Here is a 25,462-nt window from a genome sequence, read left to right on the forward strand (position 1 = left end):
GCCGAATCCATAACCGTTCCCCATGTTCAAACTGGCTTTGAATTCATAATCGACGCGGTCTTTCAGGTCGATCGGAAACGCCATACACCTCGGTCGGCCCCCTATCCCTCTGGGAGAGGGCTGGGGTGAGGGTTTGCTTTCAAACCGCCCGAATCACATGCTTGATCTCCTGAAACGCCGCCAGCCCCCAAGGCCCCAGTTCACGACCGATGCTGCTCTGCTTGTAACCGCCCCACGCAGCTTGCGGGAAAATCACTTGCGGCGCGTTCAGCCACACAAGACCCGCCTGCAGGGCGTTGGCGACACGATCGGCGGTCTCGACATCACGGCTCACCACACTGGCGACCAGACCGAACTGACTGTCATTGGCCAATGCAATCGCCTCGGCTTCGCTGCTGAAACTGCGCACACAAAGCACCGGCCCGAAAATCTCTTCGCACCACAGCGCACTGTCCAGCGGCACGTCAGTGAACACGGTCGGCTGCAAGAAATATCCACGCGGCAAATGCTCAGGACGATTGCCGCCGCAGAGCAACTTCGCGCCAGCACTCAGCCCACGATCAATATGCCCAAGCACTCGCTGGTATTGCGCCTGATTGACCAGTGCGCCCATTTCTACTTCCGGGTCGAACGGATCGGCCACGCGAATCGCTTGTGCACGTTTTTGCAGGCGGACGAGGAATTGTTCCTCCAACTCTTCGGCGACCAGCACGCGACTGGTGGCCGAGCACATTTGCCCGGCGTTGAAGAACGCGCCGCCGCAGGCCAGTTCAACTGCCAGATCGATGTCCGCATCCGCCAACACCAGCAGCGAGGATTTACCGCCCAACTCCAGGCTCACGCCCTTCACGGTTTCGGCGGCCCTCTGCATCACCTGCACACCAACCGCATTGCTGCCGGTAAAGGAGATTTTGGCGATTCGCGGATCTGCCGACAGCGGTGCCCCCACCGCCAGACCGGTGCCGCAGACCAAATTGAACACACCGTTCGGCAACCCGGACTCAGCAATGATCGCCGCCAGTTCCAGCTCCGGCAACGGCGTGACTTCCGACGGTTTGAGCACCACGCAGCAACCGGCGGCCAAGGCTGGCGCAAGTTTCCATGCCGTGGTGACCATCGGGAAATTCCACGGCACGATCAGCCCGACCACACCGCACGGCTCGCGGCGCAGACGTGCGCTGAAATCATCGCTGGGCAGCGGCACGTTGCTGTCCTGTTGCGCATCGAGGCCTTCGGCGAGTCCGGCGTAGTACTCGAACGTGGCGATCACGTCATCGACGTCGATGGCCGCTTCGAATAGCGGTTTGCCGTTGTTGCTCGACTGCAATTTCATCAAGTGCTCGCGACCGTCGCGCACCCCGGTGGCGATGTTGCGCAGGATCGCGCCGCGCTCGGCGCCCGTGGTTTTCGACCAGCTCTTGAAAGCTTCAGTCGCCGCGCTGACGGCTTGATCGACTGCGCGCTCGTCACCGCCGATAACCGTGGTCAGCAGCGCTTCGGTGGCGGGATTGATCACGCGCAAATGCTCGCGGCCAGCCGCCCAGTGGCCGTTGATGTAGAGGCCGTCGAGTGTGGTGGGGAAATTAATCATTGCGCCACCGCCTGCATCCATTGGCTCTGGTCGATTTCAATCACGGTCGGGCCTTGGCGATCGGTTGCAGCCCTGAGTGCGCCACGCAACTGTTCAACCGAGCTGATCGCTTCGGCCGCACATCCCAGGGCCTTGGCCACACCGATGAAGTCCGGGGTGTAGATGTCTACGCCAACCGGTTCGATGGCGCGATTGACCATGTACTTCTTGATCTCCTCGTAGCCCTGGTTATTCCACAGCAGCACGATCACCGGTGTGCGCGCTTCAACGGCGCTGGCCAGTTCCGGCAAAGTGAATTGCAGACCTCCGTCGCCAATCAGGCACACCACTGGCGGGCGGGCCCCGCTCTCGGTGCTGCCGCCGAGCCACGCACCGATAGCCGCAGGCAGTGCGTAACCGAGGGTGCCGTAACCGGTCGACGAGTTGAACCAGCGACGCGGGCGCTCCGGGTTGAACGTGAGGTTGCCGGTGTACACCGGTTGCGTGGAGTCGCCGACAAACACCGCGTCCGGTAATTCGTGCAGCACGGTTTCGAGGAAACGCGTCTGGGCCCGCGTCGGTGCGTCCCAGGTGGCGGCCAGATCATCGCGCAGACGCGCAGCACGAACCTGACCCCAATCGCTGCTGCGCTCGGCCAGTGGTTTGTGCGACAGCGCACTCAGCAATGCTTGTGCAGCATTGCGCGAGTCGGCGACCAGTGCGACATGCGGCGGATAGTTGCGCACGGTCTGGTCGGCGTCGATATCGATGCGCAGCAGCTTGCCGGGAATCTCGAAACCACCGGCGAAAGTGACGTCGTAATCGGTCTCCGCCAGTTCGGTGCCGATCGCCAGAACCACATCGGCATCGGCGACCAATGCGCGGGTGGCGACCAGGCTTTGCGTCGAGCCGATCAGCAGAGGGTGACGGGACGCCAGCATGCCTTTGGCGTTGATGGTCAGCGCTACCGGAGCATCGAGCAGTTCGGCCAATTCGGTGAGCTCGGCGGCGGCATCGATAGCGCCACCGCCGGCAAGAATCAGCGGACGTCTGGCGCCGGCCAGCAGCTCGGTCATGCGGCTCACGGCCGCCGGGGCAGCACCCGCGCGGTCGATGCTGACCGGGACGCTGGCAAGCAGTTCATCGGCCTCTTCTACCAGCACATCCAATGGAATTTCGATGTGCACCGGACGCGGACGGCCGGCCTGGAACAGCGCGAAGGCGCGAGCCAGGACGCCGGGCAATTCCGACGCCGACATCAGCGTATGGGAGAACGCAGCAACGCCGCCGACCAGTGCGCTCTGGTTCGGCAGTTCGTGGAGTTTGCCGCGACCGCCGCCCAACTGGCTGCGCGACTGCACGCTGGAGATCACCAGCATCGGGATCGAGTCCGCATAGGCCTGGCCCATGGCGGTGGTGATGTTGGTCATGCCCGGGCCGGTAATGATGAAGCACACACCCGGTTTGCCGCTGGTGCGCGCATAGCCGTCAGCCATGAAACCGGCACCCTGCTCATGCCGAGGGGTGACGTGGTTGATGCTCGAACGGGCCAGCCCGCGATACAGTTCCACGGTGTGCACCCCGGGAATGCCGAACACCTGTTCGACCCCATAACCTTCGAGTAACTTGACCAGTACTTCGCCACACGTCGCCATGTCTTTGCCCTTCTTGTTTGATCGATACGCCGAACTGAATGTGGGAGCGAGCCTGCTCGCGAAAGCGGTGTTTCAGTCACAGGGTTACTGAATGTGAAACCGTATTCGCGAGCAGGCTCGCTCCCACATTGATTCGGGGAATGGGCTCATTGAACGGTCGGCAGGTAGCGGCAACAATCGATTAAAAGTCATACTAGCCATGTCCTCAGGTCATAGCTTGGATCCACATGAAACGACTGCCGCCCTTGCCCGCCCTGCACACGTTCTGGATCACCGCCCAGTGCTGCAACTTCACCCGGGCTGCCGAGCAGTTGCACATCACGCAGGGTGCAGTCAGCCGACAGATCGCCGGGCTGGAAGAGCATTTGGGTTATCCGCTGTTCATTCGCCTGGCCCGAGGGTTGAAGCTGACAGCCGAAGGTCGGGAATGGATGTTGCGCGTGCAACAGATGTTCGGTCTGCTTGGCGAGGCCGTGGAGCAGATCGGCGTGCGCCGTCAGACCCTGCAACTCAAGGCGCCGAGTTGTGTGATGCGCTGGCTTTTGCCGCGGTTGCTGCAATGGCAGAAGGAGCGCCCGGACGTGCCGGTGAAACTGACCGCGTCTTTGCAACATGGCGTCGACTTTCAACGTGAGCAGTTCGACGCGGCGGTGATTTATGGAGCAACGCCAGACAACTCGCCGGGGGCGTTGCATCTGTTCGATGAACAACTGACGCCGGTCTGTTCGCCACTGCTGCTCAAAGGCTCGCCGGCGCTGAAGACACCCGCCGACCTGCAGCAACATCTGCTGCTGCATCCGACGCACGATGTGCAGGACTGGTCGGTGTGGCTGAGCGCCGCTGCGCTCCAATTGAACAATGTCAGCAGCGGTCAGCATTTCGAAACGCTGGATCAGGCCATGTCGATGGCGTCCCACGGGACGGGGGTGGCAATCGGTGATTGGTCACTCATCGGTGATGACCTGCACGCGGAAAGACTGGTGATGCCGTTTGAGCTAAAGGTCAAGACCGGGCTGGCTTACTACCTGGTGGTGCCGCAGGGCGGGGAAACTTCGCCGCCACTTGAAGAGCTGATGCTGTGGCTGGTTGAGCAGGCGCATTTGCGGTGAGGCCTTTCCCCTCACCCTAACCCTCTCCCAAGGGAGAGGGGACTGACCGTGGAATGTTTAAGAGAGACGCCGATCTGACAGTGCTTTACCGAATCCGTAATCGACTTTCAGGTTGCTTTACCGAATCAATAATCGGCTCAATCTTTCAGGTCGATGTAGCACGCAAGACACCTCGGTCGGCTCCCTCTCCCCCCGGGAGAGGGCTGGGGTGAGGGGAAAACGCCTCAATACCCAACAGTAAACCGCTGACGCGAATGCTTCGGCGTTTCCACCTCGTCGATCAGCGCAATCGCGTAATCGGCAAAAGTGATCCAGCTCCGCCCTTCTTCACCCACCAGCAAGTGATCCTGGCCGACGCGGAACTTGCCGCTGCGCTCACCTTCGACAAACTCCGCCGATGGTGACAGGAAGGTCCAGTCCAGATCCTGCTCCTGGCGCAACGCATCAAGAAACGCAGCACCGGCACTGGCTTCGGTTTTGTACTCCGCCGGGAAACCTGCACTGTCGATCACCCGAGTGTTGTCCGGCAGCAACAGCGAGCCGGCACCGCCGACCACCAACAAGCGTTTCACACCCGCCTGCTTGACCGGCCCGACAATGGCGCTGGCCGGCACCGTGGCGAAATGCGCGGCGGTGATCACCACGTCGTGTCCCGCCACGGCGTCTTGCAGCGCTGCTGAATCCAGCACATCGACATTCTTGCTGACCACACCGGCACGCGAACCGATCTTCGAAGTATCGCGGGCAATGGCAGTGACGCTATGACCGCGACGCAGGGCTTCTTCCAGCAGTTGGCTACCGGCACGACCGGTGGCACCAATGATTGCGATTTTGCTCATGACATTCTCCAGTTGGCTTGAGAGTGCTGCTTGTTCAGAATCGGGTTACCACTGCATCTCGCCCTTGGCGACTTTCGCGCTCAGTTCCAGCGAGCTTTCCTCGCCCAGCGTCGGGTAGCGCTTTTTCATCGCGGCGATCAGTGCAGCGGAGTCCTTGGCTTTGGCGGTTTCTGCGTCGAACGCTCTAATGTAGTCGGCGGTGAATTTAACGCTCGCCAGCGAACGGCTGCCATCACCCAGGTAATGTCCCGGCACCACGGTTTTCGGTTTCAGGGTTTCGATCGACTGCAAAGTTGCCAGCCAATCGGCGTGGGATTGCGCGGTCTGGGTGTCGGCCATCCAGACGTGGATGTTCTCGGCGACGACCACGCCACCGACCACGGCCTTGAGCGACGGAATCCATACGAAGCTGCGATCCGGTTGTTTGCCGTCCAGCCCGATCACCTGCAACTTCTGCCCTTCGAGCATCAGGCTGTCGCCCTTGAGGACGCTCGGCACGATGGTTTTTGCAGGGACGTCGGCGCCCATTTTCGGGCCCCAGAACGCGAGTTTTCCTTCGACGGTTTTGTTGATGTGATCCACGGTCGGCTGCGAGGCCAGCACCTTGGCGTCAGGGAAGGCTTTGGTCAGAGTATCGAGGCCGAAGTAGTAATCCGGGTCACCGTGGCTGATGTAAATGGTGGTCAGGTGCTTGCCGCTGGCGCGGACCTTTTCCACCACCTGTTCAGCCTGGGATTTGCCGAACTGCGCGTCGACCAGAATGGCGTCTTTTTCACCGCTGACCAGCACAGAGGTCACCGGGAAGATTGCCTGGGTGCCCGGGTTATAGACATCGAGGGTCAGGTTGGCAGCGGCCGCATGGGCGGCGAAGCCGAGAGAGGCCGTGGCGAGTAAAACGCGTTTGATTGTAGTGAAGCCGATCATCTGTTGCTCCAGTGTCCGAAATGCCGTGTCTGGCGATGGGACAGAGCTTAGTTGCCTGACTCAGTACAAAAAATGCGATGCTTGGACATAGTTTGTTTCTGAAAGCGGGCAAATCATGGATCGTCTCCAAGCAATGCGAGTATTCGTCACGGTGGTGGATCTGGGCAGCCAGTCGGCCGCCGCCGACCATCTGGACCTGTCGCGCCCGGTGGTCTCGCGTTATCTGGCGGAACTGGAAGACTGGGTGGGTGCACGCCTGATGCACCGCACCACGCGCAAATTGAGCCTGACGGCTGCCGGCAGTGAAATCCTGCCGCGTTGCCGACAGATGATCGAACTGTCCAGCGACATGCAAGCCGCCGTCGCCGAACCCGACGATGCGCCGCGCGGGTTGCTGCGGATCAGCGTCAGCACCTCGTTCGGCCAGGCGCAACTGGCCGATGCGATGGCGGCTTACGTCAAGCGCTATCCGGGCGTGAGCATTGACCTGCAGATGCTCGATCGCACGGTGAATCTGGTGGATGAGCGGATCGACCTGGCGATTCGCACCAGCAACGATCTGGACCCCAACCTGATTGCCCGGCGCCTGACGGTGTGCCGCTCGGTGGTCTGCGCGGCCCCGGCGTATCTGCGCGAAAATCCGCCGCCACAGCGCGTCGAAGACCTCAGCCGGCACAACTGCCTGACCCACTCGTATTTTGGCAAGAGTCTGTGGCACTTTGAGGAGGACGGCGAGCAGGTGTCCGTGCCGGTGCAGGGCAACATCAGCGCCAACGAGGCCAGCACGCTGCTACGCGCGACCCTGGCCGGCGCCGGGGTGGCGATGCTGCCGACGTATCAGGCCGGGGGGCATATTCATGCGGGTGAATTGATTCGGCTGCTGCCTGATGCCGAGCCGCGACAGATGAACATCTACGCGGTGTACGCCTCACGCAAGCACATGCCGACGGCGTTGCGCAGTCTGCTGGATTTTCTGGTGGTGAGGTTTCCCGAGAATCCTGAATGGGATGTGGGCCTGTAAAGATCAAAAGATCGTCCGATCGCGGCCCGAGCCTTCGGAAGCTCCTACACGGATAAATGTAGGAGTTGCCGAAGGCTCGGGCCGCGATCGGACGATCTTTTGATCTTGTTCTATGCTGAAAGTAATACCGCAGAGTATTCGTTCAGAGGTCGAACACCATGAACATCAAAACAAGAAGGTACTGCGCGATTTTCATCACCTGCGCCGCCACGCTCGCGCTGTATGGCACTGCGGCCTGGCGGGTCGAGCAGCAGCGACAACTGCCCCGTGAATACGCGAGTTGCAACTTCGAGCGCTGCATTCCGCACAATGCCACGCTGAACGCGTTGCGCTGATTCAGCTGACTGGAATGCGATGCTGTGGGAGCTGGCTTGCCAGCGATTGCGGACTCACATTCAACATTGATGTCGACTGAGGCACCGCCATCGCTGGCAAGCCAGCTCCTACAGGTTTTTGCAGCGTTTATGAGGCTACTGCTCGGCCTTCAACCGGTCGCGAAACGCCTTTGGCGATATCCCCACCCGACGCCTGAACAAACGCGTGAAGTTGGTCGGATCGGAAAACCCCAACAATTCCGACATCTCATAAATCGTCATGCTGGTGTAGGTCAGCAAGCGCTTGGCTTCCAGTAACTGGCGCTCGTGCATGATCTGCAACGCCGGTTGCCCCGCCAGCTCACGGCATGTGCCGTTGAGGTGCGACACCGAAATGCCTAGCCGATGCGCCAGATCCTCAACCTTCACATGCTGGCGATAAGTCTCTTCCACCAGTTGGATAAAGCCATTGAGGTATTCGCGCTGGCGCTGTGGCCGCTGGCTGGCCTTGTGGCGAACAATGGCCTGACGACTGACCCAAACCATGATCACGCTGACCAGCGCATGCATGAGCATTTCCCGCGCCGGTTGATGACCGTTGTACTCAGCCTGCAACGCTGAAAACAGGCTGTTCAGATAATCGCCGTCGTTGCCCGCCGAATAGGCATGCGCCTGCGCCAACGCGTGCACCGCGTCGCCCAGTTGCGCCTGCAAGTGATGGATCAGCGGCGTTGCGAGAGTAACGATGAACCCTTCAACGTCCTCGGAAAAGCGAAAGCCATGCACCGACAGCGGCGGCAGGACTTGAATCGCGGGTGTTTCGAGGCGGGTGCGCTGGCCTTCGATTTCAAGCTCTGCCTGACCTTTGAATACGAAAAGCAACTGACACAAATCGGCGTGGCGGTGGGGTTTGATTTCCCATTGATGTTCGCGACTGCGTGAGGAAATGGTTTCACAGTGCAGCAAGTCAGGGGTTGGCCAGTCCAGGCTTTCACCGTAGAGCTTGAACACCGGAATCGAAGGCAGCTCGGGCTTGTTCATCACTTCAATCCAGGCCTCTAGTATTGCGGGCGATAATCGCCCCGATTGGCAGAATGTACAGGTATCGGCTCAGTTTTCACCTTCAATTGACAGACCCGCAAGGGAAAAATGCAAGCACTCGATCCATAAAAATCATTCACCGACGAATGTCCCGTGAAGCTTGCGAGTCATAAAAACAATGAAAACGCTAAAAACCCAAGTCGCCATCATCGGCGCCGGTCCGTCCGGATTGCTCCTCGGCCAGCTGCTGCATAACGCCGGCATCGATACCCTCATCATCGAGCGTCAGACACCTGACTATGTGCTCGGGCGGATCCGCGCCGGTGTGCTTGAACAAGGCATGGTAGAGCTGTTGCGTGAGGCGGGCGTCGGTCAGCGAATGGATGCCGAAGGGTTGGTGCACGGAGGGTTCGATCTGGCTTTGAACGGGAGCCAGGTGCACATCGATCTGCATGCTTTGACCGGTGGCCAGAACGTGATGATCTATGGCCAGACCGAAGTCACCCGCGACCTGATGGCCGCTCGTCGGGAGGCGGGGGCAACGACGATTTACGCAGCGAGCGATGTCGTTCCTCACGGCATGAAAAGCGACGAAGCTTTTGTCACCTTCGAAAAGGATGGCGAAACCTGGCGTGTCGATTGCGATTACATCGCCGGTTGCGACGGTTTCCACGGCGTCGCCCGCCAGTCGATTCCGGCTGATTGCCTGAAGGTGTTCGAGCGGGTGTATCCATTCGGCTGGCTGGGGATTCTTGCCGACACCCCGCCCGTGCATGACGAACTGGTCTACGCCCGCCACGAGCGGGGTTTTGCCCTGTGCAGCATGCGCTCGGCGACTCGCACCCGGTATTACCTGCAAGTGCCCGCAGACGAAAACGTCGACGACTGGTCCGATCAGCGCTTCTGGGATGAACTGAAACGTCGCTTGCCCTTAGAGCTTGCAGAGAAACTGGTCACCGGTCCGTCGATTGAAAAAAGCATCGCGCCGCTGCGCAGTTTTGTCGTCGAGCCGATGCAGTACGGGAGGATGTTTCTGGTGGGCGATGCAGCGCACATCGTCCCGCCCACCGGTGCCAAGGGTTTGAATCTGGCGGCCAGCGACGTCAGCACACTGTTCAACATTCTGCTGAAGGTCTATCGCGACGGACGCACAGAGCTACTGGAGAAATATTCCGAGATCTGCCTGCGCCGGGTGTGGAAGGCCGAGCGTTTTTCCTGGTGGATGACCTCGATGCTGCATCGCTTCGACGATCACGATGCGTTCAGCCAACGCATCAGCGCCTCGGAACTGGACTACTTCGTCAATTCAGAAGCCGGTCGAAAAACCATTGCAGAAAATTACGTCGGACTTCCGTACGAGGCTATCGAATAGCCTGCTACCGACTTACACTGGCGAGCCCCCCGCTCGCCTGACGATCTGCGGGACTTCCACTGCCCGCAGGTTTTGCCCGTGACCCATCTCAATCACCCCGAAACGCCCAAACCGGCCATTCGCAGCGTGCTGGTTGCGCTGATGATGGCGATTTTTCTGGGTGCGCTGGATCAGACCATCGTTGCCGTGTCGATGCCGGCCATCTCCGCACAGTTCAAGGACGTCAGCCTGCTGGCCTGGGTGATTTCCGGGTACATGGTGGCGATGACCGTGGCGGTGCCGATCTACGGCAAGCTCGGCGATTTGTACGGGCGACGCAAACTGATGCTGTTCGGCATGGGCCTGTTTACGTTGGCCTCGCTGTTCTGCGGCATGGCGCAAAGCATGGAGCAACTGGTGCTGGCGCGGATCCTTCAGGGGATCGGTGCGGGCGGGATGATCTCGGTCAGCCAGGCGATCATCGGCGACATCGTGCCGCCACGCGAACGCGGTCGCTATCAGGGTTACTTCAGCAGTATGTACGCCGTCGCAAGCGTCGCCGGCCCGGTGCTAGGCGGCTACATGACCGAGTACCTGTCGTGGCGCTGGGTGTTTCTGATCAACCTGCCACTTGGCCTCGGGGCCTGGTGGGTGGCCAATCGCAATCTGCGCGGACTGCCGATTCCGCAGCGCAAACCGATCATCGATTACCTCGGCACACTGCTGATGATCATTGGCCTGACGGCGTTGCTGCTCGGCATCACGGAGGTCGGTCAGGGCCATTCGTGGCGCAGCAGCGAAGTGCTGGGGTTGTTCGCTTGTGCGGTCGTTGTGTTGGCAATTTTCGTCTGGCACGAACGTCGTGCACGGGAGCCGTTGTTGCCGATGCATCTGTTCGCCAACCGCAATGCGTTGCTGTGCTGGTGCACGATTTTCTTCACCAGCTTCCAGGCGATTTCGCTGATCGTGTTGATGCCGCTGCGCTTTCAAACCGTCACCGGGGCCGGCGCCGACAGCGCCGCGCTGCACCTGCTGCCGCTGGCCATGGGTTTACCGATCGGGGCGTTTTTTGCCGGCCGTCGCACGTCCATCACCGGGCGCTACAAACCACAGATTCTGACGGGTGCGATCCTGATGCCGATCTCGATTGTCGGCATGGCGTTCAGCCCGCCCGAGGCGACGCTGATGAGCGGGTTGTTCATGGTACTCAGCGGTATTGCCGGCGGCATGCAGTTCCCGACTTCATTGGTCGGCACGCAGAACTCGGTGGAGCAACGCGACATTGGCGTCGCCACCAGCACCACCAACCTGTTCCGTTCGCTGGGCGGCGCGGTGGGCGTGGCGTTGATGTCGGCGCTGTTGCTTGCATTGCTGCAGGATTCGAATTTCGCCCATTTGGCGAGCAGTTCGCTGATCAACGAGGGACATTCCGGCAACGTGCTGCTGGACGGTTTGAACGCGGCGCCGGGTGATGCACAGAACGCTTTGCGCGCGGAGCTTGCGGTGACCTTCCGGCATTTGTTGTGGGTCAGCGCGGCGGTGTCGCTACTGGGGCTGGCGGCGGCGATTGCGATGCCGAACAACCTGCTGCGCGGACGTGAGCACGGCGCGAAATAGCACAAATACCACAAAAAACGGTGGGAGCGAGCCTGCTCGCGAATGCGGTATGTCATTCAACATTGATGTCGGACACCACGCATTCGCGAGCAGGCTCGCTCCCACAGGGTTATGTGGTGGGCTCAGGGGCTGTAGTAACCGACCGCCACCAGAAAATGCCCGACCTTCTTCAGGTACGCATGCTTGTCTTCGATCTTGCCGGTCACCGGGTTCTTCCAGCGGTATTCGTATTCGCCGTCATCCTGTTTGCCAATCAGCGCCAGAATCGGCTCGCCCACCGGCTTGCCCTCCGGGTCCTTGATCTTGCCGAAGTCGGTATTGATCAGGCGCAGATTGGTGCCGTGGGCGACATAGCGCTGGGTATTCAGATCGACCACGAACACATACAGATCATCCTGCAGATAGCCGCCCTTGAGCGAATTGATCGCCGTCAGCGTGCCTTTTTCGTCTTTGCCAAGATCGGTGGCGGCTTTGTCGAGCAACGCCTTGGCTTGTTCTGCCGACGCACGGGGCAGGTAGTAACCGACCGCGAGGATGCGCTGGCCGATGCGCTGATAAAACACGTGCTTGCGTTCGACCTTGCCGTCGGACCAGTTCTGCCAACGGTATTCGGCCTGCTGAATGCCGTTGCCTTCCGGTACCCGCAACGCTTCCTTGAAGGCTTTTTGCAGATCAGGACCGAGCACTTCACTGACGTTGCGGCCGATCAACGCCGATGACGGGCCGCCACTGGCAAGCATCACGCCTTGGGTGTCGAGCACAAACACGTAGCGGTCCTTGTCGACAAACTCGCCTTGGCGACTGAACGCGGCGAACGCCTTGTCACCGTTGTCGTGGTAATAGGCCAGTGCTTTTTCCAGCAGGGCAATAGCGGCCTTGCTGTCCTCCTTCTCCGTCGTTGCGGCGCTGGCTTGTCCCAACCCCACTAACAGCATCACGCCGAGCCAGGCCACTTTATGCAAAAACCCCATGACGCATCCCTCGTTCTTGTTGGTGTTACAAGAGCGTAGACGGGTTGGGGTGATGTATGGATATTCAGAATGATGCAGGGGATTGCAGAGCCCAGTGCGGTGAGGGGAATGAACTCCATCACCGCAAGGGCTCTTCGCGGCATTTGATCAAGCGTTACGGCCGCGCATTGATCTGCTGCTGCAGGTTCTGGATCTGCGCCGACAGCGTGTTGAGGTTGCGGGTCATCTGGCCACGAAACGCATCGAACTCGGCCGTGTTGCCGCCACCCTGTGGCGTGGCCGGACGGTTGTCCTGCATGCTTTTGAGGACGACGATTTCCTGCGCCAGACGATCAATCTCGGCGCTCGGGTTACCCTGCTTCTTCAACGCCGCGATATCCGCGCCAAGGCTCTTGAACTGCGCATCGAAAGCCTTGAGCTGAGCGTCGACCTTACTGGTGTCGGCCGGAGTGCTTTTAATGGTTGCCAGCTCTGCGCCCAGGGCTTTTACCTGCGCTTGCAGTTGAGTATTGGCAGCCTGCTGCTGGGTGGTCTGGGCACTCATCTGCGCCAGACGCTTGTCCAGATCACTGGCCTGCCCCGCCACACCCTGCTGCTGCCTGCCTTGATCGAGCAGCTTGCTTTCCAGCTGTTTGATCTGCAGCTTCAAGGCTTCGCTGTCGGTGCTGACGTTGGTCTGGCTGGCGACGACCTTGCCGGAAATATCCTGCAAGCGCCCCGCCGCTTCCTCGCTGATCCGCGCGAAACTTTCCTGGGTGGCCACCAGTTGCTGTTCCATCAGCGAGATCTGCTGAAAACTCCACCATGCCAAACCGATGAACGCGAAGAACAGTGCGCCGACCAACGCCCACAGCGGCCCGGTGCTGGCGGCCTTGACCTTGACCACCGGCGGTGTACGCGAGTGCACGGTGGTGCGGGAAGTGGTCGGAATGTCATCGTCGTCGAAGGTATCGGCACGCAAGCTCGGTACATCATCGAAATCGTCGTGGGCATCATTACGCATGGACATTGAGGCAACCTTTGTGAATCGCGGTGATGGCTAAATGCTGCGAAGTATAACCGCGCAGCCGCTGGGATTGACCCTCAAGCGGCGATGCGGTTCATTGCCGGCCGGCCGATTGGTATCAACGCGTTTCAGCGAATGTCCTGGGCTTTCCACCAACCGCAGAACTCGTCGAGGGCCGTCCACAGGCTGACTTTCGGATCGTAGTCCAGATAATGCCGTGCGCGGCTGATGTCGAGGGTGAAGTTTTTCTTCATGACCTGCATCCCCAAGCGCGACAGCGTCGGCTCGGGACGCCCCGGCCAGAGTTTGCAGGCACCTTCATTCAGCGCTGCAGCGCTGTAGGCCAGAGCGTAGGACCGGTATCTGGTGACCTGTGCAACGTCCATTTTGCGCATCACGTAATTGACCACATCCCACAACGGCACTGGCGCGCCGTTGCTGATGTTGTAGGCCTTGCCCAGCGCAGAGCCGGCCGCCAGCAGACTGCTGAGCAGCGCTTCGTTGAGGTTGTGCACGCTGGTGAAATCGACCTTGTTCAGGCCGTTGCCGATGATCGCCAGACGGCCCTTGCGCTGCATGTTCAGCAGGCGCGGAAAAATGCTCATGTCGCCGGCGCCAGTCACGAAGCGCGGGCGCAGGGCGATGGTTTCCAGGCCGAATTCCTGTGCGCCGAAAACCTTTTGCTCGGCCAGGTACTTGGTCGCGGCATAGGGATGCTTGAAGCGTTTGGGCACCTGCTCTTCAGTCAGGCCCAGGTGATCGCGACCATCGAAATAAATCGATGGCGAGGACAAGTGCACGAGACGGCGGACCCGTTGTTTCAAGCACGCTTCGACAACGTTTTCGGTGACCTGCACATTGCCCTGATGGAAGTCTTGATAACGGCCCCATAATCCGACGGCGCCAGCACAATGCACCACGGCCTCGACGTCGGCGCAGAGGTCGCGCACCAGTTGCGGATCCGTCAAATCACCCGGGACGAACTCGGCGCCACGACGCACCAGATGCTCGACGCTTTCGGCCCGGCGACCGTTGACCCGCACATCCAGGCCCTGCTCCAGGGCGAAACGCGCAAAGCGCCCGCCAATGAAGCCGCTTGCGCCGGTGACCAGAATTTTCATGTAGAGCTCCAACAAAACCAGCTGCGAGCTTCAAGCTTCGAGCTGCAAGATAAAAACAGTGCGCAAGCTTCACTTGTCGCTTGCAGCTTGACGCTTACAGCTGCTTCAAGGGCACCAGCCATTGCGCTGAAGAACGTACCAATTGCTCGGTCAGCAAGCCCAGCAGTTGACCGCCATTGCGCCAATGATGCCAGTACAACGGCACATCGATCGGTTTATCTGGCAACAGTTCGCGCAATACGCCGCGTTGCAATTGCTCGCGCACTTGCAGTTCCGGCACCAAGCCCCAGCCCAGACCGGCCTCGGTCAGCCGGATAAAACCTTCGGAGGACGGGCACAAATGGTGCTCGAAGCCGCCATCCACACCCAGCGATGCCAGATAGCGATGTTGAAGGAAATCGTCCGGGCCAAACACCAGCGCCGGGGTGCGCGGCAGTTGTTCAGCGCGCACGCCATCGGGGAAATGCCGCTCGATGAACGCCGGGCTGGCCAGTGCGCGATAGCGCATGGCGCCAAGCAAGACACTGCGCGCGCCTGCTACCGGACGTTCGCTGGCGCATAGGCAAGCGGCCACTTCACCGGCGCGCATGCGTTTGAGGCCGACGGTCTGGTCTTCGACGATCAGATCGAGCAACAGATGTTGTTCGGCACAGAAATCCCCCACCGCTGACGCCCACCACGTGGCGAGGCTGTCGGCGTTGAGGGCAATACGCAGGCGTTCCGGCAGCCCTTCTTCATCCAAGGCAGGCACAAGGGTCTGCAAGTCGCGCTCAAGCAAACGCACCTGCTGCACGTGGTTGAGCAAACGCCGGCCTATCTCGGTGGGCGCCGGCGGTGTGCCGCGCACCAGCACCGGTTGGCCGACCCGCGCTTCCAGCAGTTTGATGCGCTGCGAGATCGCCGATTGCGACAAACCCAGCACCTGCGCTGCGCGTTCGAATCCAGCCTGCTCGACCACGGCGGCCAGAGCGGAAAGCAATTTATAGTCGAACATCAGTTTTCCTAATGAGCGATCAGCATTATTGGTTTTTCTTATAAAGCTTTCGACCGGACAATAGCCAGCAAGCACTCTTTATCAAGGACTACCCCAATGGCTGGCGAAACTTCACTCACGACCTTGCTGCGCAGCATGAGTCCGCAACTCAATGCCGGCGAATACGTGTTCTGCACCCTGCGCGAAAGCCAGTTGCCGAGTGGTCTGGAGATTGTCGGCAGCTTTCGTGAACAGGAAGGGCTGACCGTGATTCTCGAACGTTCCCACGCCGAGCAGGCCGGTTTCAGCTTCGACTACGTGGCCGCATGGATCACCCTCAACGTGCATTCGGCGCTGGAAGCCGTCGGTCTCACCGCCGCGTTCGCCACCGCACTGGGCAAGGCCGGCATCAGTTGCAACGTGATCGCCGGTTACTACCACGATCATTTGTTTGTCGGCCAGGCCGACGCCGAACGCGCCATGCAAGTGCTGCGCGATCTCGCAGCCAACGCGGAGTAAATCTTATGTGGCAAAGCTATGTGAACGGTTTGCTGGTGGCGTTGGGGCTGATCATGGCAATCGGCACGCAAAACGCTTTTGTCCTGGCGCAAAGCCTGCGACGTGAACACCACCTCCCGGTGGCGGCGCTGTGCGTGGTGTGCGATGCGCTGCTGGTGGCGGCCGGGGTTTTCGGTCTGGCGACGATTCTGGCGCAGAGTCCAACGCTGCTGGCGATCGCCCGTTGGGGCGGCGCGACCTTCCTGATCTGGTACGGCAGCCAGGCACTGCGCCGGGCGTTCTCGAAGCAAAGCCTGGATCAGGGCGGAAACCAGACCGTGCGTTCGCTGCGAGCGGTGATGCTCAGTGCGCTGGCGGTGACGTTGCTCAACCCGCATGTTTATCTGGATACGGTGTTGCTGATCGGCTCGCTCGGTGCTCAGCAGTCGGTGCCGGGAGCCTACGTGGTGGGTGCGGCGAGTGCGTCACTGCTGTGGTTTTTCACTTTGGCGCTGGGTGCTGCGTGGTTGGCGCCCTGGCTGGCTCGGCCAAGCACATGGCGGATTCTCGATCTGGTCGTGGCGTTGATGATGTTCGCCGTCGCGGGTCAATTAATTATCGCTGGCTGATTTATTCCAAAAGGCTCTGGAACCTCTATCCCACACAGTTGTTGCGTGGTTAAGCCGCAACCCCGGTGCTATGATCCGAACCCTGCGCCGCAAAGAGTAAAAACTCGTCGGTGCATTTCTGGCCGCCCGTGATCGGCCTTGCGCTCACCGCAACAGACCTGATTAGGAGAATCATCATGGCTTTCGAATTGCCGCCGCTGCCTTACGCACACGATGCCCTGCAGCCGCACATTTCCAAGGAAACCCTGGAATTTCACCACGACAAGCACCACAACACCTACGTCGTGAACCTGAACAACCTGGTGCCAGGCACCGAGTTCGAAGGCAAGACCCTGGAAGAAATCGTCAAGACTTCCTCGGGCGGCATCTTCAACAACGCCGCTCAGGTCTGGAACCACACTTTCTACTGGAACTGCCTGGCGCCAAACGCTGGCGGTCAACCAACCGGCGCACTGGCTGAAGCCATCAACGCAGCCTTCGGTTCGTTCGACAAGTTCAAGGAAGAGTTCAGCAAAACCTCGATCGGCACCTTCGGTTCCGGCTGGGGCTGGCTGGTGAAAAAGGCTGACGGTTCCCTGGCTCTGGCCAGCACCATCGGCGCCGGCAACCCGCTGACCAGCGGCGACACCCCGCTGCTGACCTGCGACGTCTGGGAACACGCTTACTACATCGACTACCGCAACGTTCGTCCGAAGTATGTCGAAGCGTTCTGGAACCTGGTCAACTGGAAGTTTGTTGCTGAGCAGTTCGAAGGCAAAACCTTCACTGCTTAAGCTGCGCGCCAGATAAAAAACCCGGCCATGGCCGGGTTTTTTTATGCCTGCGTTTTAGGTAGAAGCCGCCGCAGGTTCGGGCGGCCTTCAGCAGCGCCTACAGGCGGATAGCGTTGTTCTCACACTCAAAGCCGCCACGCGCCGCTTGCCGCCGTGCCGCAGAGGGCTAACATCCAACACAGGAAAATTTGTCCCGCATCGCTCAAGTTGAGGGCTAAAACTACCGACATAGTGCAAATAGGGCTAATACTCCAGATGGCAGCGTGCAGGCCAAGCCTTCAGGCAGATTATCCTGTGCCCGATTGTCCCTTTGACTGCAAACACGGGATTGCCAATACTCATGGCAAATTGACGCTACCCGCACGGAACAAGGAATAACCCTTTGAAGCTGGAACTCAAGAACAGCTTGTCGGTGAAGTTGCTCCGGGTCGTGCTCCTGTCAGCATTGATCGTCGGCGTTGTCTTGAGCTGCGCGCAGATTGTTTTCGATGCCTACAAGACCCGTCAGGCGGTGGCTGGTGACGCCGAACGGATCCTCGACATGTTCCGCGATCCGTCGACTCAGGCCGTTTACAGCCTTGATCGGGAAATGGGCATGCAGGTAATCGAAGGCCTGTTCCAGGATGAGGCCGTGCGCCAGGCGTCCATCGGCCATCCCAACGAAGCCATGCTTGCGCAAAAGTCCCGCGAATTGCAGCATTCCAGCAGCCGCTGGCTGACCGACCTGATCCTGGGTCAGGAGCGCACGTTCACCACGCAATTGGTGGGACGCGGCCCCTACAGCGAATATTACGGCGACCTGAGCATCACCCTCGACACCGCCACCTATGGCGAAGGTTTTATCGTCAGCTCCGTGATCATCTTCATCTCCGGCGTTCTGCGTGCATTGGCCATGGGCCTGGTGCTGTATCTGGTTTATCACTGGCTGCTGACCAAACCGCTGTCGCGGATCATCGAGCACCTCACCGAGATCAATCCGGACCGTCCCAGCGAGCACAAGATCCCGCAGCTCAAGGGCCACGAGAAAAACGAGCTGGGCATCTGGATCAATACCGCCAACCAGTTGCTCGAATCCATCGAGCGCAATACGCATCTGCGTCACGAGGCGGAAAACAGCCTGCTGCGCATGGCCCAGTACGACTTCCTCACCGGTCTGCCGAACCGTCAGCAATTGCAGCAGCAACTGGACAAGATTCTGGTGAACGCCGGCAAACTGCAACGCCGGGTCGCGGTGTTGTGCGTGGGGCTGGACGATTTCAAAGGCATCAACGAGCAGTTCAGCTATCAGACCGGCGACCAATTGTTGCTGGCGTTGGCCGATCGACTACGCGCCCACAGCGGTCGCCTCGGCGCCCTCGCCCGTTTGGGCGGCGATCAGTTCGCCCTGGTGCAAGCCGATATTGAACAACCCTACGAAGCGGCGGAACTGGCGCAAAGCATTCTCGATGACCTGGAAGCAGCGTTTGCCCTCGATCATCAGGAAATCCGTCTGCGCGCGACCATCGGCATCACCCTGTTCCCGGAGGACGGCGACAGCACCGAGAAGCTGTTGCAGAAGGCCGAACAGACCATGACGCTGGCCAAGACCCGCTCGCGCAACCGTTATCAGTTCTACATCGCCAGTGTCGACAGCGAGATGCGCCGCCGCCGTGAACTGGAAAAAGACCTGCGCGATGCGTTGCTGCGTGACCAGTTCTACCTCGTCTATCAGCCACAGATCAGCTATCGCGATCACCGCGTGGTCGGTGTCGAGGCGCTGATTCGCTGGCAGCACCCGGAACACGGCCTGGTGCCGCCGGACCTGTTCATCCCGCTGGCCGAACAGAACGGCACGATCATCGCCATCGGTGAATGGGTACTCGATCAGGCCTGCAAGCAATTGCGCGAATGGCACGATCAAGGCTTCGCCGATCTGCGCATGGCGGTCAATCTGTCCACCGTGCAATTGCACCACGCCGAGCTGCCACGGGTGGTCAACAACCTGATGCAGATGTACCGCCTGCCGCCGCGCAGTCTGGAACTGGAAGTCACCGAAACCGGCCTGATGGAAGACATCAGCACCGCAGCCCAGCACTTGCTGAGCCTGCGTCGCTCGGGGGCGTTGATCGCCATCGACGACTTCGGCACCGGCTATTCGTCGCTGAGTTATCTGAAAAGCCTGCCGCTGGACAAGATCAAGATCGACAAGAGCTTCGTCCAGGATCTGCTGGATGACGACGACGATGCGACCATCGTTCGCGCGATCATCCAGCTGGGCAAAAGTCTCGGCATGCAGGTGATCGCCGAGGGCGTGGAGACCGCCGAGCAGGAGAGCTACATCATCTCCGAAGGCTGCCACGAAGGTCAGGGCTATCACTACAGCAAACCGCTGCCGGCGCGGGAGCTGAGCGTTTATCTCAAGCAGGCGCAGCGCAGCAACGCGGCAATCCTCTAGAAGGTCAAAAGGTCGCGGTCTCGTTTCACTCGACAGCTCCTGCATTTGAATTGCGTTCTCCTGCAGGAGCTGCCGCAGGCTCGGGCCGCGATCGGACGATCTTTTGATCTTGATGCGCAAATAAGAAATATTTCCAAGCACTACCCTTTACACATAATGCGAAAGATTTGCATTATGTCGCAGTTTTGCGCTTCCAGCGCGAGTCCACTCAACTACCGAAGCAGGATGTTCGCCATGATTCGTATGCCTCTGGCTACCGCCAGTTTGCTGGCCATCGCTATTTCTCTCGCCGGTTGCGGCGAAGGCAAAGACAAAGACAAAGCCTCCGAAATGACGCCGGCTTCCAGCAGCGCTGCTCCAGCCGCTGCGCCTGCTCCTGCTGCCGGTAAAGTTGACGATGCCGCCGCCAAGGCTGTGGTTGCGCACTACGCCGACATGGTCTTCGCCGTTTACAGCGATGCCGAATCCACCGCGAAAACCCTGCAAACTGCAATCGACGCCTTCCTTGCCAAACCGAATGCCGACACCCTGAAAGCCGCCAAGGCTGCCTGGGTCGCCGCTCGCGTTCCATACCTGCAGAGTGAAGTGTTCCGCTTCGGCAACACCATCATCGACGATTGGGAAGGTCAGGTTAACGCCTGGCCACTGGACGAGGGTCTGATCGACTACGTCGACAAATCCTACGAGCACGCACTGGGTAACCCGGGTGCCGCTGCCAACATCATCGCCAACACCGAAGTACAGGTCGGCGAAGACAAGGTTGACGTCAAAGACATCACCCCGGAAAAACTCGCCAGCCTGAATGAACTGGGCGGTTCCGAGGCCAACGTCGCCACCGGCTACCACGCCATTGAATTCCTGCTGTGGGGCCAGGACCTCAACGGTACCGGCCCTGGCGCTGGCAACCGTCCTGCTTCCGACTATCTGGAAGGCGCCGGTGCCACTGGCGGTCACAATGATCGTCGCCGCGCTTACCTGAAGTCCGTGACCCAATTGCTGGTCAACGACCTGCAAGAAATGGTGGGTAACTGGAAGCCGAACGTGGCTGACAACTACCGCGCCACGCTGGAAGCCGAGTCGGGCGAAACCGGTCTGCGCAAAATGCTCTTCGGCATGGGCAGCCTGTCCCTGGGCGAACTGGCGGGCGAGCGCATGAAGGTTTCTCTGGAAGCCAACTCTCCGGAAGACGAACAGGACTGCTTCAGCGACAACACTCACTACTCGCACTTCTACGATGCCAAAGGCATTCGTAACGTTTACCTGGGCGAGTACACCCGTGTTGACGGCACCAAGATGACCGGCGCCAGCCTGTCGTCGCTGGTGGCCAAGGCCGATCCGGCTGCCGACACTGCGCTGAAAGCCGATCTGGCCGATACCGAAGCCAAGATCCAGGTCATGGTTGATCACGCCAACAAGGGTGAGCACTACGACCAGCTGATCGCGGCGGGCAACACGGCCGGCAATCAGGTCGTGCGTGACGCCATCGCCTCCCTGGTCAAGCAGACCGGTTCGATCGAAGCCGCTGCCGGCAAACTGGGCATCAGTGACCTGAACCCGGACAGCGCTGATCACGAGTTCTGATCAAGCGCGTCTGCATCAAAAAAAGGCGACCTTCGGGTCGCCTTTTTCATACCTGCTTTCTGTGGTGATGCTGATGGCCCCATCGCTGGCAAGCCAGCGATGGCAGCACCTCGGTCCCCGGCGAATAGCTGCGCCACATCAAGTAAACGATAATTCCTCTTATTCAAACTCCCTCGCCCTGTTAGACTTTGCGCCTTTGTTTTTGCCCGTTCGCAGGATGTCTGATGCCCTCGCTGCCTCTTCGCTTGTCCGCACTGTTTCTGGCCCTGGGCCTGAGTGCCTGCGATGACGCCCCGCGTTTCACCAAGGCCGAGCCCGGTGAAGCACGCTCGGGCGGTGCGGCGACCGTGCGCAAGACCGATCAGAACGCATTCTCCCTGCCCTCGGCCAACCTGCCGCCGTCGAGGCGGGTGGATTTCAGCGTCGGCAACAGTTTCTTTCGCAGCCCATGGGTGACCGCGCCGTCGACCACCACCGCACGCGACGGCCTCGGCCCGCTGTTCAACACCAACGCCTGCCAGAACTGCCACATCAAGGACGGTCGCGGTCATCCGCCACTGCCGAACGCGGCCAATTCGGTGTCGATGCTGGTGCGCCTGTCGATCCCCGACGCGCCGCAGTACGCCAAAGTCATCGAGCAGCTCGGCGTGGTGCCGGAGCCGGTGTACGGCGGGCAGTTCCAGGACATGGCCGTGCCGGGCGTTGTGCCGGAAGGCAAGGTGCGGGTCGAGTACACGCCGGTTCCGGTGCGTTTCAAGGACGGCACCGAAGTCGAACTGCGCAAACCGGTGTTGCAGATCACTCAGCTCGGCTACGGCCCCATGCACCCGGACACGCGTTTCTCGGCGCGTGTCGCCCCGCCGATGATCGGCCTCGGCCTGCTCGAAGCGATCCCCGAAGACACGATCCTCGCCAACGCCGCCGCGCAGGCCAGAGACAAAAACGGCATCAATGGCCGGCCGAACCGCGTTTGGGACGACGAACTGCAAAAAACCGTCATCGGTCGATTTGGCTGGAAAGCCGGGCAACCCAACCTCAACCAACAGAATGTTCACGCGTTTTCAGGTGATATGGGCCTCACCACCAGCCTGAGACCGTTCGATGACTGCACCGACACGCAAACCGCCTGCAAACAGGCACCGAACGGCAATGGCCCGAATGGCGAGCCGGAGGTCAGCGATAACATCCTGCGACTGGTGCTGTTTTACAGCCGCAACCTGGCCGTGCCCGCGCGCCGAGGCATTAACGACGAGCAAGTGCTGGCCGGCAAAAACCTGTTTTTCCAGGCCGGTTGCCAGTCGTGTCACACACCGAAATACACCACCGCCGCCAACGCGGCCGAACCTGAACTGGCCAGTCAAGTGATTCGCCCGTACAGCGATCTGCTGCTGCATGACATGGGCGACGGTCTGGCCGACAACCGCACCGAATTCCAGGCCTCCGGCCGCGACTGGCGCACGCCGCCGTTGTGGGGCATCGGCCTGACGCAAGCGGTCAGTGGCCACACCCAGTTTTTACATGATGGCCGCGCACGCAATCTGCTCGAAGCGGTGCTCTGGCACGGCGGCGAAGCACAAGCTGCGCAGCAACAGGTTTTAGCTTTCAATGCCGAGCAGCGTGCCGCGCTGCTGGCGTTTTTGAACTCACTTTAAATACAGATAAAGATCCGGGAGCCCGACATGTTCCGTCCCAAGCTGTTGTTCACCAGCCTTGCCGCCATCGCCCTAGGCGCCTGCTCGCCGCAGGATCCGCAAGCCGTTACCTCGGCGGCCATCGCCAAATCGGTGATCCTGCCGACCTACACGCGCTGGGCCGAGGCCGACAAGCAACTGGCCGTCAGCGCCCTCGCCTACTGCCAGGGCAAAGAGACGCTGGAAACCGCCCGCGCTGACTTCCTCCACGCCCAGAAAGCCTGGGCCGAGCTGCAACCGTTGCTGATCGGGCCACTGGCCGAGGGCAACCGTTCCTGGCAGGTGCAGTTCTGGCCCGACAAGAAAAACCTCGTCGGCCGTCAGGTCGAGCAACTGGTCCTCGCGCAACCGCAGATCGACGCCGCCGCACTGGCCAAATCGAGCGTCGTGGTGCAAGGCCTGTCGGCGTACGAATACATCCTGTTCGACGCCAAGCCAGACGTCGCCAACGCGGAGCAGAAAGCCAAATACTGCCCATTGCTGATCGCCATCGGCGAACGCCAGAAGCAATTGGCCGAAGAAATTCTGCAAGGCTGGAACAACACCGACGGCATGCTCGCGCAGATGAGCAAGTTCCCCAACCAGCGCTACGCCGACTCCCACGAAGCGATCGCCGATCTGCTGCGTGTGCAGGTCACCGCACTCGACACCCTGAAGAAAAAACTCGGCACGCCGATGGGCCGTCAGAGCAAAGGTGTGCCGCAGCCATTCCAGGCTGATGCGTGGCGCAGCCAGTCGTCAATGACCGCGCTGCAAGCCAGCCTCGCCGCCGCCAAAACCGTTTGGGAAGGCGTCGACAACAAAGGCCTGCGCGGTCTGTTGCCGGCTGAGCAAAAGCCACTGGCGGACAAGATCGATGCTGCCTACGCAGCGTCGCTGAAACTGTTCGACAGCACCCAGCGTTCGCTCGGCGAAATGCTTGAAGACGACGCGGGTCGTCAGCAACTCAACGATATCTACGACAGCCTCAACGTCGTCCATCGCCTGCACGAAGGCGAACTGGCCAAGGCGCTGGGCATTCAACTGGGCTTCAACGCCAACGACGGTGACTGATGAGGGCAAGTGCCATGCTGCGACGCCAGGCTCTGACTTTAGGTAGTTTGCTGCTGGGAGCAGTGACGCTGGGCGGCTGGACGCTGTTCAAACGCAAGGATCAGAGCCCGCTGCTGCTGTCGGCTCGCGACGATACCGACGGCAAACACTACGCCGTCGGCTATCGGCTGGATGGCACGCGCGTGTTCGCCACCCAGGTGGGTCAGCGCTGCCACGACATCATCAATCATCCGACGCTTGCGATTGCGCTGTTCGTCGCCCGCCGGCCGGGGACCGAAAGCTACCTGATCGACCTGCGTGACGGCACGTTGCTGCAAACCGTGACGTCGCAGCCGAACCGGCACTTCTACGGCCACGCCGTGGTGCACAAGGACGGCGAATACCTGTACGCCACCGAGAACGACACCACCGATCCGGGTCGTGGCCTGCTCGGGGCGTACAGGTTCGAAGGCGAGCGGCTGGTGCACAGCGGCGAGATTTCCACCCATGGTCTCGGTCCGCACCAGGTGTCGTGGATGCCCGACGGCGAGACGCTGGTGGTGGCCAACGGCGGGATTCGGACCGAGGCGGAAAGCCGCGTCGACATGAACCTCAGCGCCATGGAGCCGAGCCTGGTCCTGATGCAACGCGACGGCACCCTGCTGAGCAAGGAAACCCTCGCCCAGCAGATGAACAGCGTGCGCCACCTGGGGATTGCCAGCGACGGCACCATCGTCGCCGGCCAGCAATTCATGGGCGCGTCACACGAGCGCTCGGAGCTGCTGGCGATCAAACGTCCGGGGCAACCGTTCGTGGCGTTCCCGGTGCCGGAGCATCAGTTGCAGTCGATGGGTCACTACACCGCCAGCGTCGCGGTGCACAGCGACCTGCGACTGGTGGCGCTGACCGCCCCGCGTGGTAACCGCTTTTTCATCTGGGATCTGGACAGCGGCGAAGTCCGCCTCGACGCACCGCTGCCCGATTGCGCCGGCGTCGGTGCGGTGCAGGACGGCTTTGTCGTGACCTCGGGTCAGGGGCGTTGCCGCTACTACGATTGCCGTCAGGCTGAACTGCTGGCCAAGCCGCTGGAATTACCGGCAGGGCTCTGGGACAACCATCTCCACCTGATGGCGTGAAACGCCCTTAAAAGATCGCAGCCTGCGGCAGCTCCTACATTGGAATGCAACTCCCTGTAGGAGCTGCCGCAGGCTGCGATCTTTTTCCATTCCCTGTAAAAACTGCCAGTTGGAATCACCCCTGTACTCGGAGTAATGTTGCCCGCCTGTCTCACCTGATTTATCCAAGGAACTGG

General features: G+C 60.4%; 22 protein-coding genes. 13 read left to right on the forward strand and 9 right to left on the reverse strand.

Annotated features, from left to right (window positions below; translation table 11 throughout):
* Positions 1 to 139: 139 nt before the first annotated feature.
* Positions 140 to 1,588 carry an aldehyde dehydrogenase family protein gene (locus IEQ42_RS09925; protein WP_210703479.1) on the reverse strand — a complete coding sequence of 483 codons (1,449 nt, stop codon included), beginning with the start codon at positions 1,586 to 1,588 and terminating at the stop codon, positions 140 to 142.
* On the reverse strand, positions 1,588 to 3,225 hold the full coding sequence (locus IEQ42_RS09930) for a 5-guanidino-2-oxopentanoate decarboxylase (RefSeq protein WP_210703390.1): 1,638 nt from the start codon (positions 3,223 to 3,225) through the stop codon (positions 1,588 to 1,590). The genes IEQ42_RS09925 and IEQ42_RS09930 overlap by 1 nt, the downstream gene beginning before the upstream one ends.
* Before the next feature lie 227 nt (positions 3,226 to 3,452).
* On the opposite strand from IEQ42_RS09930, the gene IEQ42_RS09935 reads away from it, so the two are divergent.
* Positions 3,453 to 4,334, forward strand: a complete 882-nt coding sequence (locus tag IEQ42_RS09935) for a LysR substrate-binding domain-containing protein (protein ID WP_210703391.1) — start codon at positions 3,453 to 3,455, stop codon at positions 4,332 to 4,334.
* A 224-nt stretch (positions 4,335 to 4,558) separates the two neighbouring features.
* On the opposite strand, the gene IEQ42_RS09940 is transcribed toward IEQ42_RS09935, so the two are convergent.
* Positions 4,559 to 5,173 carry an NAD(P)-dependent oxidoreductase gene (locus tag IEQ42_RS09940; protein WP_210703392.1) on the reverse strand — a complete coding sequence of 205 codons (615 nt, stop codon included), beginning with the start codon at positions 5,171 to 5,173 and terminating at the stop codon, positions 4,559 to 4,561.
* A 45-nt stretch (positions 5,174 to 5,218) separates the two neighbouring features.
* Positions 5,219 to 6,097 carry an MBL fold metallo-hydrolase gene (locus IEQ42_RS09945; RefSeq protein ID WP_210703393.1) on the reverse strand — a complete coding sequence of 293 codons (879 nt, stop codon included), beginning with the start codon at positions 6,095 to 6,097 and terminating at the stop codon, positions 5,219 to 5,221.
* Positions 6,098 to 6,212: 115 nt separating this feature from the next.
* Between IEQ42_RS09945 and IEQ42_RS09950 the strand changes: the two genes are divergently transcribed.
* Entirely contained in the window at positions 6,213 to 7,118 is a 906-nt protein-coding gene (locus tag IEQ42_RS09950) for a LysR family transcriptional regulator (RefSeq protein WP_210703394.1), read from the forward strand.
* Positions 7,119 to 7,276: 158 nt separating this feature from the next.
* Positions 7,277 to 7,453 (forward strand): hypothetical protein, encoded by a 177-nt coding sequence (locus IEQ42_RS09955; protein WP_164488116.1) that lies wholly within the window; start codon positions 7,277 to 7,279, stop codon positions 7,451 to 7,453.
* 135 nt (positions 7,454 to 7,588) lie between these two features.
* Here IEQ42_RS09955 and IEQ42_RS09960 read toward each other — a convergent pair whose 3' ends face one another.
* A complete protein-coding gene (locus IEQ42_RS09960) occupies positions 7,589 to 8,473 on the reverse strand; it encodes a helix-turn-helix domain-containing protein (protein ID WP_210703395.1) in 885 nt (294 codons plus the stop codon).
* A 178-nt stretch (positions 8,474 to 8,651) separates the two neighbouring features.
* On the opposite strand from IEQ42_RS09960, the gene pobA reads away from it, so the two are divergent.
* Entirely contained in the window at positions 8,652 to 9,845 is a 1,194-nt protein-coding gene (pobA, locus tag IEQ42_RS09965; protein WP_210703396.1) for a 4-hydroxybenzoate 3-monooxygenase, read from the forward strand.
* Between the two features lie 78 nt (positions 9,846 to 9,923).
* Complete coding sequence (locus IEQ42_RS09970; RefSeq protein WP_210703397.1) at positions 9,924 to 11,441, forward strand: MDR family MFS transporter; 1,518 nt, start codon at positions 9,924 to 9,926, stop codon at positions 11,439 to 11,441.
* A 122-nt stretch (positions 11,442 to 11,563) separates the two neighbouring features.
* Here the strand turns inward: IEQ42_RS09970 and IEQ42_RS09975 are convergent, their stop codons facing one another.
* From IEQ42_RS09975 to IEQ42_RS09990, 4 genes are all read right to left on the reverse strand, one after another.
* Positions 11,564 to 12,412, reverse strand: coding sequence for a cache domain-containing protein (locus IEQ42_RS09975; RefSeq protein WP_210703398.1), 849 nt, complete (start codon positions 12,410 to 12,412; stop codon positions 11,564 to 11,566).
* A 154-nt stretch (positions 12,413 to 12,566) separates the two neighbouring features.
* The gene (locus IEQ42_RS09980; RefSeq protein ID WP_210703399.1) at positions 12,567 to 13,421 is read right to left on the reverse strand and encodes an ATPase; all 855 of its coding nucleotides are present in this window, start codon (positions 13,419 to 13,421) and stop codon (positions 12,567 to 12,569) included.
* A gap of 125 nt (positions 13,422 to 13,546) precedes the next feature.
* Complete coding sequence (locus IEQ42_RS09985; protein WP_210703400.1) at positions 13,547 to 14,539, reverse strand: NAD-dependent epimerase/dehydratase family protein; 993 nt, start codon at positions 14,537 to 14,539, stop codon at positions 13,547 to 13,549.
* A gap of 94 nt (positions 14,540 to 14,633) precedes the next feature.
* The gene (locus tag IEQ42_RS09990; RefSeq protein WP_047302841.1) at positions 14,634 to 15,533 is read right to left on the reverse strand and encodes a LysR family transcriptional regulator ArgP; all 900 of its coding nucleotides are present in this window, start codon (positions 15,531 to 15,533) and stop codon (positions 14,634 to 14,636) included.
* Between the two features lie 96 nt (positions 15,534 to 15,629).
* Here IEQ42_RS09990 and IEQ42_RS09995 point away from each other — a divergent pair, with 96 nt between their 5' ends.
* The 8 genes from IEQ42_RS09995 (at position 15,630) to IEQ42_RS10030 (ending at position 25,286) form a co-directional block, all read left to right on the forward strand.
* Positions 15,630 to 16,031 (forward strand): ACT domain-containing protein, encoded by a 402-nt coding sequence (locus IEQ42_RS09995; RefSeq protein ID WP_210703401.1) that lies wholly within the window; start codon positions 15,630 to 15,632, stop codon positions 16,029 to 16,031.
* Positions 16,032 to 16,036: 5 nt separating this feature from the next.
* A complete protein-coding gene (locus IEQ42_RS10000) occupies positions 16,037 to 16,639 on the forward strand; it encodes a LysE/ArgO family amino acid transporter (RefSeq protein ID WP_150601704.1) in 603 nt (200 codons plus the stop codon).
* Positions 16,640 to 16,815: 176 nt separating this feature from the next.
* A complete protein-coding gene (locus IEQ42_RS10005; RefSeq protein WP_042560704.1) occupies positions 16,816 to 17,412 on the forward strand; it encodes a superoxide dismutase in 597 nt (198 codons plus the stop codon).
* Positions 17,413 to 17,794: 382 nt separating this feature from the next.
* A complete protein-coding gene (locus IEQ42_RS10010; protein WP_210703402.1) occupies positions 17,795 to 19,846 on the forward strand; it encodes a putative bifunctional diguanylate cyclase/phosphodiesterase in 2,052 nt (683 codons plus the stop codon).
* A gap of 234 nt (positions 19,847 to 20,080) precedes the next feature.
* On the forward strand, positions 20,081 to 21,427 hold the full coding sequence (locus IEQ42_RS10015; RefSeq protein ID WP_210703403.1) for an imelysin family protein: 1,347 nt from the start codon (positions 20,081 to 20,083) through the stop codon (positions 21,425 to 21,427).
* Positions 21,428 to 21,651: 224 nt separating this feature from the next.
* A complete protein-coding gene (locus IEQ42_RS10020; protein ID WP_210703404.1) occupies positions 21,652 to 23,079 on the forward strand; it encodes a di-heme oxidoreductase family protein in 1,428 nt (475 codons plus the stop codon).
* A 27-nt stretch (positions 23,080 to 23,106) separates the two neighbouring features.
* Positions 23,107 to 24,171, forward strand: a complete 1,065-nt coding sequence (locus tag IEQ42_RS10025; protein WP_210703405.1) for an imelysin family protein — start codon at positions 23,107 to 23,109, stop codon at positions 24,169 to 24,171.
* A gap of 14 nt (positions 24,172 to 24,185) precedes the next feature.
* Entirely contained in the window at positions 24,186 to 25,286 is a 1,101-nt protein-coding gene (locus tag IEQ42_RS10030) for a DUF1513 domain-containing protein (protein WP_210703406.1), read from the forward strand.
* The last annotated feature ends 176 nt before the right edge of the window (positions 25,287 to 25,462 follow it).

It is taken from the genome of Pseudomonas iridis (assembly GCF_017980685.1).
Classification (GTDB): Bacteria; Pseudomonadota; Gammaproteobacteria; order Pseudomonadales; family Pseudomonadaceae; genus Aquipseudomonas; species Aquipseudomonas iridis.

What these genes read in the sequence shown, in the direction of transcription:
- IEQ42_RS09930 (WP_210703390.1), bottom strand. Translation starts at nt 3,225, where the DNA reads ATGGCGACGTGTGGCGAAGTACTGGTCAAGTTACTCGAAGGTTATGGG.
- IEQ42_RS09935 (WP_210703391.1), top strand. Translation starts at nt 3,453, where the DNA reads ATGAAACGACTGCCGCCCTTGCCCGCCCTGCACACGTTCTGGATCACC.
- IEQ42_RS09940 (WP_210703392.1), bottom strand. Translation starts at nt 5,173, where the DNA reads ATGAGCAAAATCGCAATCATTGGTGCCACCGGTCGTGCCGGTAGCCAA.
- IEQ42_RS09945 (WP_210703393.1), bottom strand. Translation starts at nt 6,097, where the DNA reads ATGATCGGCTTCACTACAATCAAACGCGTTTTACTCGCCACGGCCTCT.
- IEQ42_RS09950 (WP_210703394.1), top strand. Translation starts at nt 6,213, where the DNA reads ATGGATCGTCTCCAAGCAATGCGAGTATTCGTCACGGTGGTGGATCTG.
- IEQ42_RS09955 (WP_164488116.1), top strand. Translation starts at nt 7,277, where the DNA reads ATGAACATCAAAACAAGAAGGTACTGCGCGATTTTCATCACCTGCGCC.
- IEQ42_RS09960 (WP_210703395.1), bottom strand. Translation starts at nt 8,473, where the DNA reads ATGAACAAGCCCGAGCTGCCTTCGATTCCGGTGTTCAAGCTCTACGGT.
- pobA (WP_210703396.1), top strand. Translation starts at nt 8,652, where the DNA reads ATGAAAACGCTAAAAACCCAAGTCGCCATCATCGGCGCCGGTCCGTCC.
- IEQ42_RS09975 (WP_210703398.1), bottom strand. Translation starts at nt 12,412, where the DNA reads ATGGGGTTTTTGCATAAAGTGGCCTGGCTCGGCGTGATGCTGTTAGTG.
- IEQ42_RS09980 (WP_210703399.1), bottom strand. Translation starts at nt 13,421, where the DNA reads ATGTCCATGCGTAATGATGCCCACGACGATTTCGATGATGTACCGAGC.
- IEQ42_RS09985 (WP_210703400.1), bottom strand. Translation starts at nt 14,539, where the DNA reads ATGAAAATTCTGGTCACCGGCGCAAGCGGCTTCATTGGCGGGCGCTTT.
- IEQ42_RS09990 (WP_047302841.1), bottom strand. Translation starts at nt 15,533, where the DNA reads ATGTTCGACTATAAATTGCTTTCCGCTCTGGCCGCCGTGGTCGAGCAG.
- IEQ42_RS09995 (WP_210703401.1), top strand. Translation starts at nt 15,630, where the DNA reads ATGGCTGGCGAAACTTCACTCACGACCTTGCTGCGCAGCATGAGTCCG.
- IEQ42_RS10000 (WP_150601704.1), top strand. Translation starts at nt 16,037, where the DNA reads ATGTGGCAAAGCTATGTGAACGGTTTGCTGGTGGCGTTGGGGCTGATC.
- IEQ42_RS10005 (WP_042560704.1), top strand. Translation starts at nt 16,816, where the DNA reads ATGGCTTTCGAATTGCCGCCGCTGCCTTACGCACACGATGCCCTGCAG.
- IEQ42_RS10015 (WP_210703403.1), top strand. Translation starts at nt 20,081, where the DNA reads ATGATTCGTATGCCTCTGGCTACCGCCAGTTTGCTGGCCATCGCTATT.
- IEQ42_RS10020 (WP_210703404.1), top strand. Translation starts at nt 21,652, where the DNA reads ATGCCCTCGCTGCCTCTTCGCTTGTCCGCACTGTTTCTGGCCCTGGGC.
- IEQ42_RS10025 (WP_210703405.1), top strand. Translation starts at nt 23,107, where the DNA reads ATGTTCCGTCCCAAGCTGTTGTTCACCAGCCTTGCCGCCATCGCCCTA.
- IEQ42_RS10030 (WP_210703406.1), top strand. Translation starts at nt 24,186, where the DNA reads ATGCTGCGACGCCAGGCTCTGACTTTAGGTAGTTTGCTGCTGGGAGCA.